The organism is Dechloromonas hankyongensis (genome assembly GCF_022012295.1).
Classification (GTDB): Bacteria; Pseudomonadota; Gammaproteobacteria; order Burkholderiales; family Rhodocyclaceae; genus Azonexus; species Azonexus hankyongensis.
Window position 1 is genome coordinate 20322 of sequence record NZ_JAKLTN010000001.1, and the last position, 12421, is coordinate 32742.

The 12421-nt window shown below is 63.6% G+C and carries 13 protein-coding genes and 1 tRNA gene; 12 read left to right on the plus strand and 2 right to left on the minus strand.

What is annotated here, in order from left to right; genetic code table 11:
- Position 1 precedes the first annotated feature (1 nt).
- The 4 genes from LZ012_RS00095 to LZ012_RS00110 are packed head-to-tail and all read left to right on the plus strand — an operon-like array spanning position 2 to position 2596.
- On the plus strand, positions 2-1291 hold the full coding sequence (locus LZ012_RS00095) for a M16 family metallopeptidase (RefSeq protein WP_275706262.1): 1290 nt from the start codon (positions 2-4) through the stop codon (positions 1289-1291).
- Positions 1288-1830: a 16S rRNA (guanine(966)-N(2))-methyltransferase RsmD gene (gene rsmD, locus LZ012_RS00100; RefSeq protein WP_275706264.1), complete on the plus strand. Its 543-nt coding sequence runs from the start codon at positions 1288-1290 to the stop codon at positions 1828-1830. The genes LZ012_RS00095 and rsmD overlap by 4 nt, the downstream gene beginning before the upstream one ends.
- Positions 1827-2321: a pantetheine-phosphate adenylyltransferase gene (gene coaD / locus LZ012_RS00105; protein ID WP_275706266.1), complete on the plus strand. Its 495-nt coding sequence runs from the start codon at positions 1827-1829 to the stop codon at positions 2319-2321. The genes rsmD and coaD overlap by 4 nt, the downstream gene beginning before the upstream one ends.
- Before the next feature lie 17 nt (positions 2322-2338).
- The gene (locus LZ012_RS00110) at positions 2339-2596 is read left to right on the plus strand and encodes a YfhL family 4Fe-4S dicluster ferredoxin (RefSeq protein WP_275706268.1); all 258 of its coding nucleotides are present in this window, start codon (positions 2339-2341) and stop codon (positions 2594-2596) included.
- Positions 2597-2676: 80 nt separating this feature from the next.
- Here the strand turns inward: LZ012_RS00110 and LZ012_RS00115 are convergent, their stop codons facing one another.
- Complete coding sequence (locus LZ012_RS00115) at positions 2677-4626, minus strand: dynamin family protein (protein WP_275706270.1); 1950 nt, start codon at positions 4624-4626, stop codon at positions 2677-2679.
- Between the two features lie 67 nt (positions 4627-4693).
- A complete protein-coding gene (mutM, locus tag LZ012_RS00120; RefSeq protein ID WP_275706272.1) occupies positions 4694-5527 on the minus strand; it encodes a bifunctional DNA-formamidopyrimidine glycosylase/DNA-(apurinic or apyrimidinic site) lyase in 834 nt (277 codons plus the stop codon).
- Positions 5528-5627: 100 nt separating this feature from the next.
- On the opposite strand from mutM, the gene LZ012_RS00125 reads away from it, so the two are divergent.
- The 8 genes from LZ012_RS00125 to ychF all read left to right on the plus strand — a co-directional run bounded on the left by LZ012_RS00125 (position 5628) and on the right by ychF (position 12383).
- Positions 5628-7364: a tetratricopeptide repeat protein gene (locus LZ012_RS00125; RefSeq protein ID WP_275706274.1), complete on the plus strand. Its 1737-nt coding sequence runs from the start codon at positions 5628-5630 to the stop codon at positions 7362-7364.
- Complete coding sequence (gene lolB / locus LZ012_RS00130; RefSeq protein WP_275706277.1) at positions 7364-7933, plus strand: lipoprotein insertase outer membrane protein LolB; 570 nt, start codon at positions 7364-7366, stop codon at positions 7931-7933. The genes LZ012_RS00125 and lolB overlap by 1 nt, the downstream gene beginning before the upstream one ends.
- Complete coding sequence (ispE, locus tag LZ012_RS00135) at positions 7930-8778, plus strand: 4-(cytidine 5'-diphospho)-2-C-methyl-D-erythritol kinase (protein WP_275706279.1); 849 nt, start codon at positions 7930-7932, stop codon at positions 8776-8778. Before lolB ends, ispE begins: the two co-directional genes overlap by 4 nt.
- A gap of 74 nt (positions 8779-8852) precedes the next feature.
- Positions 8853-8929, plus strand: a tRNA-Gln gene (locus tag LZ012_RS00140).
- 95 nt (positions 8930-9024) lie between these two features.
- Positions 9025-9975, plus strand: coding sequence for a ribose-phosphate pyrophosphokinase (locus LZ012_RS00145; RefSeq protein ID WP_275706281.1), 951 nt, complete (start codon positions 9025-9027; stop codon positions 9973-9975).
- 56 nt (positions 9976-10031) lie between these two features.
- A complete protein-coding gene (locus LZ012_RS00150; protein ID WP_275706283.1) occupies positions 10032-10634 on the plus strand; it encodes a 50S ribosomal protein L25/general stress protein Ctc in 603 nt (200 codons plus the stop codon).
- A gap of 69 nt (positions 10635-10703) precedes the next feature.
- A complete protein-coding gene (gene pth / locus LZ012_RS00155; RefSeq protein ID WP_275706285.1) occupies positions 10704-11282 on the plus strand; it encodes an aminoacyl-tRNA hydrolase in 579 nt (192 codons plus the stop codon).
- A gap of 9 nt (positions 11283-11291) precedes the next feature.
- Positions 11292-12383, plus strand: a complete 1092-nt coding sequence (ychF, locus tag LZ012_RS00160) for a redox-regulated ATPase YchF (protein ID WP_275706287.1) — start codon at positions 11292-11294, stop codon at positions 12381-12383.
- Positions 12384-12421: the final 38 nt, after the last annotated feature.

Genomic DNA, 12421 nt, shown 5'->3' on the forward strand with positions numbered 1-12421 from the left:
CATGAAAAGACTGATTGCAGCAGCCTTCGCCCTCCTGTTAGCCCAAACCGTGCTGGCCGGGGTCAAGATCGAGCACTGGGTGTCGCCCTCCGGCGCCCGCGTCTATTTCGTCGAAAGCCGCGTCCTGCCCATGCTCGACGTGCAGGTCGATTTCGCCGCCGGTTCGATGTTCGACCCGGAAGGCAAGGCCGGCCTCGCCGCGCTGACCCGCTCCATTCTCGACAACGGGGCCGGCAAGCGGGATGAAACCGCCATTGCCGAACAGCTCGCCGACATCGGCGCCAATCTCGGCGGCGGCGCCGACACCGACCGCGCCAGCGTTTCGTTGCGCACCCTGTCGGCCCGCGACAAGCGCGATACGGCACTGGCCATCCTCAAAGACGTGCTGCAGGCGCCGCATTTCGATGCCGCCGTTCTGGAGCGCGAAAAGGCCAACACCATTGCCAGCCTGAAGGAAGCGATGACCCGTCCCGACAGCATCGCTGGCAAGGCCTTCTGGGCCGCCATGTACCCGAACCACCCCTACGGCAGGCAGGCGACACCGGAAAGCGTCGCGACGCTGACCCGTGACGATCTCGTCGCCTTCCACGCCCGCTACTACGGTGGTGCCAATGCCAGCATCACGCTGGTTGGTGACCTGTCGCGCCAGGATGCCGAGAAAATCGCCGAAGCGCTAAGCAGCGGCCTGCCGAAGAACGACAAGGCGGCCCTGCCCGCCGTCCCGCAGGCGCCGAAGGCGGCCCTGGTCCAGCTGCCCCATCCCGCCACCCAGGCGCACGTTTATATCGGCATGCCGGCCATCGAGCGCGGCGACCCCGATTTCTTCCCGCTGCTCGTCGGCAACTACTCGCTGGGCGGCGGCGGCTTCGTTTCCCGGCTGATGAAGGAAGTCCGCGATAAACGCGGCTACGCCTACAGCGTCTACAGCTACTTCGCCCCGCTGCGCCAGCCCGGCCCGTTCCAGATCGGGCTGCAGACCAAGCGCTCGCAGGCCAAGGATGCGATCAAGGTGGCCCGCGACATCCTCGACGGCTTCCTGAAGGACGGCCCGAGCGACGAGGAACTGGCCGCCGCCAAGGCCAACCTGACCGGCAGCTTCCCGCTGCGCCTGGACAGCAACAAGAAAATCCTGGAAAACGTCGCCACCATCGGCTTCTTCAGCCTGCCGCTCGACTATCTCGACCAGTACCAGGCCAAGGTGCAGGCGGTCACCGCCGCCGAGATCAAGGCCGCCTTCGCCCGTCGCGTCCGGCCGGAAAACCTAGTCACGGTGACGGTGGCAGCCGATTGAATTCGGTACGCATCGTCGGCGGCGAATTCCGCCGCCGCGTCCTCCGCTTTCCGGACAGCACCGGACTGCGCCCGACGCCGGACCGCGTGCGGGAAACGCTGTTTAACTGGCTTGGCCAGGATCTCGACGGCTGGCACTGTCTCGACCTGTTCGCCGGCAGCGGCGCCCTCGGCTTCGAAGCGGCGTCGCGCGGTGCAGGTCGCGTCGTGATGGTCGAACAAATGCCCAAAGTGTTGGCCGCGTTGCATGAAAACCACGAATTGCTCCATAAACCGAGCGCGGTAGAGATCATTCGTGCGGATGCGATACAATATTTGGCCTCGACGAAAGCAAAATTCGACCTGATCTTCCTCGATCCGCCCTACAAAAAAGGCTGGATCGCCCGCCTGGAGCCACTCCTTGCCGGTGCAGCGAACGAAGATGCAGCGATTTACGTCGAAGCGGAAAACGAAATCGAATCGCTCGGCGATTGGCGCACGGTGCGCCAGGGCAAGGCGGGGGAAGTCCACTTTCACTTGTTGCGGCGGCAGACAACTTGACCAAACTCAACCATCGTATCGCGATCTACCCGGGCACCTTCGACCCGATCACCCGGGGTCACGAGGATCTGGTGCGTCGTGCCGCCACGCTGTTCGACAAGCTGATCCTGGCCATCGCCGAAAGCCCGTCGAAGCAGCCGCGCTTCTCGCTCGCCGAGCGCGTCGAGATGGCCACGGAAATCCTCGGCGACCTGCCCAATGTCGAAATCGTCGGTTTCAACTCGCTACTGATGAATTTCGTGCACGAAAAAGGCGCCAAAGTCGTCGTCCGCGGCCTACGCGCCGTTTCCGACTTCGAATACGAATTCCAGATGGCAGGTATGAACCGCAGCGTCTATCCGGAGGTCGAAACAGTGTTTCTGACGCCGGGCGAGCAATACATGTTCATCTCCGCTACCATGGTGCGCGAAATTGCGCGTCTGGGCGGTGATGTCAGCAAATTTGTGCAACCTTGTGTAGAAAAGCGCCTGCGGGCGCAAATTACCGCTTAACCGAGAGAGGAACAGCTATGTCTCTGATTATTACCGACGAATGCATCAACTGCGATGTGTGCGAGCCGGAGTGCCCGAACGAGGCCATCTCCCAAGGCGAGGAGATCTACCAGATCGACCCGAACAAGTGCACGGAATGCGTCGGTCACTACGATGAACCGCAGTGCGTCCAGGTCTGCCCGGTGGATTGCATCCCCAAGGACCCGAACCACGTCGAGACGGAAGACATGCTGTGGGTCAAGTATGAAAAGCTGACCGGCAACAAGCGTTCCTGAGCGCCTCCCGCTCCCATAAAAAACCCGCGAATTTCGCGGGTTTTTTATTGCTCCGAATTCGGGCAGCACTCGGCGGAAGCTCAGGCCGCCTGCAACTCCCGTTCGCCGAGCGGCACCAGCATTTCCTGCACGCGGCCGATGATTTCCTCCAGCGCCTCGATCTGCTGCAACAGGTTTTTCTCGACGCCATCGAGTTCGGCAATGCGGTCCTCCAGTGTGTCGGTGGCCTGGTGGATACGCTTGATGCTTTCGAGACGGCGCTTCAACTGGATCTGGTGTTCGCGGACCTGGGTTTCCATCGGCGCCATGACGGCGCGCAACCAGACCTCGGCGTCGCGGTTGGCATGTTCGAAGGCGCGGCGCACCTGGACCGCCACTTCCTCGAAAAACTTTTGCGTGATGTTCTTCTTGTCATGGGTCATCAGGCTGAGCATGGTGTTCAGGTGGTCGTTGCACCACGCCTGCAGACGGTCCAGCTCCTTCTCGTAGCGCAGCAGCGAAAAACTGGTCGGCGCACCGAGCTTCAGGCCGTGCTCGACGGCGAACTTCTTGTACACCGCCTCCATCATGGCCAGAATTTCGCCGATTTCGCCGTTCGACTTGGTCAAAGCCTCGCGTGAACGGGTAAAGAAATTGGCCATCGCGTCGGACAGCGTCTTGGAAAACACCGCCTCGTCCATGGTCGTCCGCGTTTCGTGCGTCAATTGGCGCAGGACATCGAGCCCGAGATGGCCGAACAGGTTGTTGGTCAAGGTCGAGAACACGCTGCGCACGGCGTAGTAGCGCTGCAGGCCGGACTCGAACTCCTCCTTTTCGGCCCGCACCTTGCCCATCATGTATTCGACGACACCCTTGTTCTTGCCGCGCAACTCGGTCAGCTCAGTCAGTTGCTCGCGCAGGCCGTTCAGCCGCGAATCGAGCAGGCTGCGCACGCGGCGGCTGACATCGCCGAATTCGCCTTCCGTGCTGTCGCAGACGATCTCGCGCTTGGCCGGAATCAGTTCCTTGGAGAGCGCCGACTCGAGCAGCGGCAGACGGCTTTTCTCGAGCAGGGCGGCATCGCCGTTGATCTTGGCGACCAGCCCCTTCTGGGCAGAAACCGGGAAGACCTGGCCGGCCGGCAATTCCAGCACATTGGCACTGGCCTCTACCTGGCGTGCGATTTCGGCGTCGATTTCCTCCTGGGTCTTCAACTCGTCCCATTGGCCGTCGATCTTGTTCAGGACGACCATGCGGCCGCGCTTGGCGACACCGCCACCGCAGATATGCTCGCGCCAGATGGCCATGTCCGACTGCGTCACGCCAGTATCGGCGGCCAGGATGAAGAGCACGGCATGGGCATTGGGCAACAGCGACAGGGTCAGCTCCGGCTCAGCGCCGATGGCGTTGAGGCCCGGCGTATCGAGGATGACCAGGCCCTGCTTGAGCAGGGGATGCGGGAAATTGATCATGGCGTGGCGCCAGCGCGGCACCTCGACCAGGCCATCGTCGCCGACGCTATATAGGTCGATCTGCTCCTGGCCGACCGCGAAGCCGAGGCGCGAGGCCTCGGCCGGCGTTACGCGGGTCGTCTCGCTGACATGGCGCAGAGCATCCTGCATGGCATCCGGCGATTCGGTATCGAGCGCCACCAGGGTCCATTCATCCGGGAAGCGCTTGTACTCGCTGACGCTGGAATTGGACGAGCGCGTCTGGATGGGCAACAGTTCGATGCTCGGCGGCTTGTTGCTGTCGAACAGCAGTTCGGTCGGGCACATCGTGGTGCGGCCGGCCGACGACGGCAACATGCGGTTGCCGTAATCGGCGAAGAAGATGGCATTGATCAGTTCCGACTTGCCGCGCGAAAACTCAGCGACAAAGGCCACATTCAAGCGGTCTTCGCGCAAGCGCTCGAGCATCTGCGTCAGGCGCAGATCGCTCTGCGCATCGGCAAGTTCGTTCTGGCTCAGCCATGTCTGCAGCTCGCCGATATGGGCGGCAAGGCGCGAACGCCAGGCAGAATAGGCGGCAAATTGATCGGCCAGCGACATGTGTGTATTCCCGGATACTGACGGAATATTCAATCTAGCATAAAAAACAGGGGCTTGCAGTAACCAATTAATGCTGGCACCCAGGACAATAATAGGTGCTGCGCCCGGCCTGGCGAATTTGTTTGATCACCCCGCCGCAGCGCAAGCAGGGTAGGCCGGCCCGGTCGTACACCCCGGCCTGGATCTGGAAACACCCCGCCCCGCCGTCGCTGTGCACATAATCGCGGATGCTGCTGCCGCCGGCCGCGATGGCATCCGACAGCGTGGCACGGATGGCCGGCACCAGCACCTCGTAGCGCGCCCGACTGATCCGGTTGGCCGCCCGCAGCGGCGAGATGCCGGCCCGGAACAGGCTTTCCGACGCGTAGATATTGCCGATGCCGACCACCAGATGGCTGTCCATCAGGGTCGGCTTGATCGGCCCGCCGCGCCGGGCAATGGCATCGAACAGCCAATCCGGAGTGAACAGGTCGGACAGCGGCTCCACCCCCTGCGTCGCCAGCAGGGTATGCAGCTCCGCCGACTCGGGCGGCCCCGGCTGCCACAGCACGACCCCGAAGCGGCGTGGATCGGCAAAACGCAGTATCTGGGTGGGCAGGACCAGGTCGAAATGATCGTGCTTTTCCGCCGGCAGATCGGGCGGCACGAAACGCAGGTTGCCCGACATGCCCAGATGGATGATCAGGCTGCCCTCGACTCCGTCCTTCCGGCAGTCGATCAACAGGTATTTGGCACGGCGGCGCACGGCGACGATGCGGCACCCCGGCAACAACTCAAGCAGTTCGCGCGGAATCTCCTGGCGCAATTTTGGCACCCTGATCACTCCGCCCACCACCGCCTGCCCGAGCAACTCCGGCTCGATACCGCGACGACAGACTTCCACCTCCGGCAACTCCGGCATTGCTTGTCCCTCCGGGCAAACCTCAATAACATCACAAACTAATCGAATTTTATGCGTTCCAATGCATAAGATTTGTGCCAACCTCGATCGAAAGCCGTCCATGCAACCGAAGTTCCTCGCCGCCGCCCTCACCCTTGCCCTGGGCTTGACCCACGGCGGACTCGGCCAGGCTGCCGGAGACCCACCGGCCCGCGCCACTGGCAAACGCCCAGCGGCGGCGCAAGCGCCGGCACCGGCGTCAGCCTCGTCCGAGGACGTCCTGGCCCGTACGGTATTCCAGGCATTGGTCGGCGAATTCGCACTGCAACGCGGCGATGCCAAACTGGGCTCCGATGCCTGGGCCGACCTCGCCGTGCGTACCCGCGACCCCAAGGTCATCGCCCGGGCCACCGAAGTCGCCGGCTTCGCCAGCCAATACGACCGCGCTCTGGAACTGTCGAAACTGTGGCTGGAGGTCGAACCGAATTCGGTACCGGCCAAGCAGGCGCAGTCGTCGCTGCTGGTCATGGCCAACCGCCTCGACGACCTGGCGCCGCAACTGGCCGCCCTGCTCGAACAGGACAAGCCGAACGCCGGTGGCAATCTGTTGCACCTCAACCGCATGCTGGGCAAGGTCAATGACAAGAAAGCCGTGCAAAGCCTGATCGACAAGGTTGCCGCCCCGTACGACAACCTGCCCGAGGCGCATTTCGCCATGGCCCAGGCCGCCGCCAGCGCCGGGGACAATCTGCGTGCCCTGACCGAAACCGAGAAATCCCTGCAATTGCGCCCGGGCTGGGAAACCGCCGCCATCGCCCGCGCCCAGCTCCAGGCCCGCCAATCGGCCCAGACCGCCGTCGACAGCCTGACCGATTTCGTCGGCCACAATCCGAACGCCAACGACGCCCGCCTGACCCTGGCCCGCCTGCTGATCAGCGAAAAGCGCTACGACGAGGCGCGCCGCCACTTCGACCAATTGATCGCCAGCAACCCGGACAATCCGGAAGTGATCTATCCGGTCGCCATGCTTGCCTTGCAGCAAGGTGACCTGACCACCGGCCGCATCCAGCTCGAACACCTGCTGAAAACCGATTTCCCGGACAAGAGCACTATTCATTTCTTCCTCGGCCAGCTCGACCAGGAACAGAAAAAGCCGGAAGCCGCCCTCGCACATTATCGCCAGGTCACCGCCGGCGAACAGTATGTCGCCGCCCGTTCGCGGGCATCGCAGATCCTGATGCAACAGGGCAAGACCGACGAAGCGCGCGCCTTGCTGCGCGACACGCGCACCAGCACGCCGGCCGAGCGTACCCAGCTGGTGCTGGCCGAATCGCAATTGCTGCGCGATGCCGGTCGCCACAGCGAAGCCTACATCGCCCTCGACCGCGCCCTGGCTGCCCAGCCGAACGACACGGAACTGCTCTACGAGGCAGCGCTGACAGCCGAACGCATCGGCAAGACCGACGCCCTGGAAGCTCACCTCAAGCACCTGCTCGCCCTCAAGCCGGATCATGCCCACGCCCTGAACGCCTTCGGCTACTCCCTGGCCGAACGCAACATCCGTCTGCCGGAAGCCCAGGAACTGATCGCCAAGGCACTAACGCTGGCACCGGAAGACCCCTTCATCATGGACAGCATGGGCTGGGTGCTCTATCGCCAGGGCAAGCTGCCCGAAGCCTTGCAGACGCTGGAAAAGGCGTACCGAATCAAGACCGACCCGGAAATTGCCGCCCACCTCGGTGAAGTGCTGTGGACCCTGGAGCGCAAGGACGAAGCGCGGCGCATCCTGCTCGAAGCCTACAAGGCGCATCCCGACAACGAAGCGCTGGCCGGCACCGTCAAGAAACTGCTGCCCTGATGTCGCGCTTATTTCTGGCGCTGGCCTTCGGCCTGCTGGCCGCCTGCGCCAGCGTGCCGCGCGCCGCCCTGGCGCCGCGCGACGACGTGCGCAATTTCTCGCTGGACGCCCGGTTCGCCCTGCGCGCCACGCTGCCCGGCCAGAGCGCACAGAGCTCGGGCGGCCGCCTGACCTGGACGCACCAGCACGACAGCGACCGCATCCTGGTCGCCAATCCGCTCGGCTACGGCGTAGCCGAAATCGACGCCAGCCCGACGATCTCCAGGCTGCGTACTGCTGATGGCAAAGAGCGCGAATCGGGCGACCCGGATGCCCTGATCGAGGACGTCACCGGACTGCGCCTGCCCGTCGCCCGCCTGCCCGGCTGGCTGCTCGGCCGGGCCGGCAGCAACGCCCGCATCGCCGCCGATGCCCTGGGCCGCCCCGGCCAACTGCGCGAAGCCGGCTGGCAAGTCGATTATTTTTACGACGACGAGCGCCCGACCGCCTTGCCGGCCCGCCTGACCATCAGCCGCCCCGGCGAACTGGAATTGAAGCTGCGCATCGAGGAATGGAGAGAAACTCCGTGAATCGCCGGACCTGGGACAGCGACTGGCCTGCCCCCGCCAAACTGAATCTCTTCCTGCATGTCGTCGGCCGGCGCGTTGACGGCTATCACTTGCTGCAGACTGTCTTCCGTTTCATCGACCGCGCCGACACGCTGCATTTCGCGCCGCGCACCGACGACGACATCGTGCTCGCCACCCCCATCCCCGGCGTGCCGGCGGACAGCGACCTGACCGTCCGTGCCGCCCGCCTGTTGCAGCAAGCCACCGGCTGCCGGCAGGGCGCCACCATCCACCTCGCCAAGCAACTGCCGATGGGCGGCGGTCTGGGCGGCGGCTCGTCCGACGCGGCGACCGTGCTGCTCGCCCTCAACCACCTGTGGCAAACCGGCCTTACCCGCCCGCAACTGGAACAGCTCGGCCTGACGCTGGGCGCCGACGTGCCGGTCTTCGTGCATGGCCGCAGCACCTTTGCCGAGGGCATCGGCGAAGCCTTCACCGATATCGAACTACCGACGGAAAGCTATCTGGTCCTCCATCCCGACGTCCATGTGCCGACCGCCGCCATCTTCGGCGCCCCCGAACTGAAGCGCGACACGCCGGCCATCCTTCCCGGAGACTGGCGGCACGGCGACGGGCACAACGATCTGGAAACCGTCGCCTGTGCCAAGTTCCCCGCCGTCGCCGCGGCCTTGGCCTGGCTGAAGACGAAAGCCCCACACGCCATGATGACTGGCTCCGGCGCCTGTGTCTTCGCCGGATTCCCCCGGCGCAGCGAGGCTGAAGCGGCCCTGGCGGCACTGCCCGCTGGCCTGCGCGGCTGGGTCGCCGACGGCCTGCCGGCCCATCCGCTGGCAGAAATTGAATAAAAGGCTGGATTTCCCGAAACGAGTCCTGTATTATTCGCGCCTCGCTTGGACGCGAACCCGTTCAAGTGACCCGCTGGGGAGTCGCCAAGTTGGTCAAGGCACCGGATTTTGATTCCGGCATTCGAAGGTTCGAATCCTTCTTCCCCAGCCAAGCTTCCTTCGGGCAGGTCGTCAAAAGCCTGCCCGATTTTCATTGTGGCGGGCGAAAATGCAATGCGCATGCATCGAGTCCGAAGGAATGTGGAAATGGCCTACAACAGCCTGATGGTCTTCACCGGCAACGCCAACCCCAAGCTGGCTGCCGACGTCGCTGAACAGCTCAATGTCGACCTGGGTCGCGCCAATGTCGGCCGCTTCTCCGACGGCGAAGTTTCCGTCGAGCTCCAGGAACACGTCCGCGGCCGCGACATCTTCGTGCTGCAATCCACCTGCGCCCCGACCAACGATAACCTGATGGAACTGCTGGTTATTGTCGATTCGCTGAAGCGCGCTTCGGCCGGCCGCATCACCGCCACCATCCCGTATTTCGGCTATGCCCGCCAGGATCGCCGTTCACGTTCGTCGCGCGTGCCTATCGCCGCCAAGCTGGTCGCCAACATGCTCGTCGCCTCTGGCGTCGATCGCGTGCTGACCATGGACCTGCACGCCGAGCAGATCCAGGGCTTCTTCGACATTCCGGTCGATAACATCTACGCCCTGCCTATCCTGCTCGACGACATCCGTAAGCAGAATTACGAAAACCCGCTGGTCGTCTCGCCGGACCACGGAGGCGTCGTCCGCGCCCGCTCGCTGGCAAAGCGCCTCGAATGCGACCTGGCGATCATCGACAAACGCCGCCCGAAGGCCAACGTCTCCGAAGTCATGAACATCATCGGCGAAGTCGACGGTCGCACCTGCATCATCATGGACGACATGGTCGACACCGCCGGCACCCTGTGCAAGGCGGCCACCGCCCTGAAGGCCAACGGCGCCAAGAAGGTCGTCGCCTACTGCACCCACCCGGTCCTGTCCGGCCCGGCCGTCGAGCGCGTCAATTCGTCCGACCTCGACGCCCTGGTCGTCACCGACACCATCCCGCTGCGCGACGATGCCGCTGCTTCGCCGCGTATCCGCCAGTTGTCGGTGGCCGAAATCATGGCCGAAACGATTCGCCGCATCAGCAACGACGACTCCGTCTCCTCGCTGTTCATCGATTAAGTTTTTTTAACCTTCCCGTTCTGGTCGCGGACCGGGAAACATTCTGGAGTATCAACATGCAATTCGAAGTTATCGCCAACGCGCGTACGTTGCAGGGAACGGGTGCGAGCCGCCGCCTGCGTCGCGCCGGCACGGTGCCCGGCATCGTTTATGGTGGTGAGGCCGCTCCGGTCGCCATCGAAACCAACCACAACGATCTGCTGCTGAAGATGAAGAAGGAAGCCTTCTACTCTTCCGTCATCAACATGGTCATCGACGGCAAGAAGGAACAAGTCCTGCTGCGCGATTACCAGACGCACGCCTACAAGCAGCTGATCCTGCACGTCGACTTCCAGCGCGTCGATGCCACCCACGAATTGCACATCAAGGTGCCGCTGCACTTCACCAATGAAGAAGCCGGCCCGGGCGTCAAGCTGAACGGCGGCCTGGTGAACCACGTCACGACCGAACTGGACATCCACTGTCTGGCCAAGGACCTGCCGGAGTTCATTGAAGTCGACCTCGGCGCCATGAATATCGGCGACAACATCCACGCCTCCCAGGTCAAGCTGCCGGCCGGCGTCAAGCTGGTCCAGCACGGTGCTGAAGACCCGATCGTGGTCAGCATCGTCGGCAAGGGCGGCGCCCAGGCTGCCGAAGGCGAAGCTGCCGCCGAGTAATCCGCGCGCTCCGCTATACTCTGGCCGCCGCAGGCATCTTGCCCCGGCGGCCTTTTCACGACTGCACGCATGACCGCTCCCCGCCTCATCGTCGGCCTGGGCAACCCCGGACCGGAATACGAAGCCACCCGCCACAATGTCGGGTTCTGGTTTGTCGACCAGCTGGCCGACAAACTGAAGGTGTCGCTCGCCCCGCAGGGCAAGTTCTACGGTCGCGCCGGTCGTGCCGGCGAGCTGTGGCTGCTGCAGCCGACCACCTACATGAACCGCTCCGGCCAGGCGGTGGCGGCGCTGGCCAATTTCTACAAGATTGTGCCAGCCGAGATTCTCGTCGTGCATGACGAGCTGGACCTGCCGCCGGGCGGCATCCGCCTCAAGCAAGGCGGCGGCAATGGCGGCCACAATGGTCTGAAGGATATCCAGGCCAAGCTCGGCACGCCGGACTTCTGGCGCCTGCGCCTCGGCATCGGTCATCCGCGCACCCTCGGCCTGGCCCAGCAGGTCGCTGATTTCGTACTGCATCAGCCGCGCAAGGAAGAATTGCCAGATATCGAACAGGCGCTGCATCGTTGCCAGCTGGCCTGGCCCAAACTCTCTGCCGGGGACTTTGCCGGCGCCCAGCAACAGTTGCACGGCAAAGCCGTTTAAGGAAAAAACATGTCTCTGAAATGCGGTATCGTCGGCCTGCCCAACGTCGGCAAATCCACCCTCTTCAACGCCCTGACCAAGTCCGGCATCGCAGCGGAAAACTACCCGTTCTGCACCATCGAGCCGAACGTCGGCATCGTCGAAGTGCCCGATCCGCGCCTCGCCAAGCTGTCCGAAATCGTCAAGCCGCAGAAAATCCAGCCGGCCATCGTCGAATTCGTCGATATCGCCGGCCTGGTCGCCGGCGCCTCGAAGGGCGAAGGCCTGGGCAACCAGTTCCTGGCCAATATCCGCGAAACCGACGCCATCGTGCATGTCGTGCGCTGCTTCGACGATCCGAACGTGATCCACGTCTCCGGCAGCGTCGATCCGCTGCGCGACATCGAAGTCATCGATACCGAACTGGCGCTGGCCGACATGGCTACCGTCGAAAAGGCGCTCAACCGCTACCGTCGCCCGGCCAGCTCCGGCGACAAGGAAGCCAAGATCCTGGTCGCCGTGCTCGAAAAGTGTTTCGCCCAGCTCGACCAGGGCAAGGCCGTGCGCGGCCTCGATCTGTCCAAGGAAGAATGGGCCAGCATCAAGCCCTTCTGCCTGATCACCGCCAAGCCGGTGCTCTACGCCGCCAACGTCGCCGAAGACGGCTTTGCCGACAACCCGCTGCTCGCCAAGGTCGAAGCCCACGCCGCCGAGGAAGGCTCGCAGGTCGTCGCCCTCTGCGCCTCGATCGAAGCTGAAATCGCCGACCTCGACGACGCCGACAAGATCGATTTCCTGGAATCGATGGGCCTGCACGAAGCCGGCCTCGACCGCCTGATCCGCGCCGGCTACAAGCTGCTCGGCCTGCAGACCTACTTCACGGCCGGGGTCAAGGAAGTCCGCGCGTGGACCATCCATGCCGGCGACACCGCCCCGCAGGCGGCTGGCGTCATCCACACCGATTTCGAGCGCGGCTTCATCCGCGCCCAGACCATCGCTTTCGACGACTTCATCACCTACAAGGGCGAAAGCGGCGCCAAGGAAGCCGGCAAGATGCGCGCCGAAGGCAAGGAATATGTCGTCAAGGATGGCGATGTTTTGAATTTCCTGTTCAATGTCTGATCTAACCCCCTTAGAATGAATGCATAGCCAGTCCGACC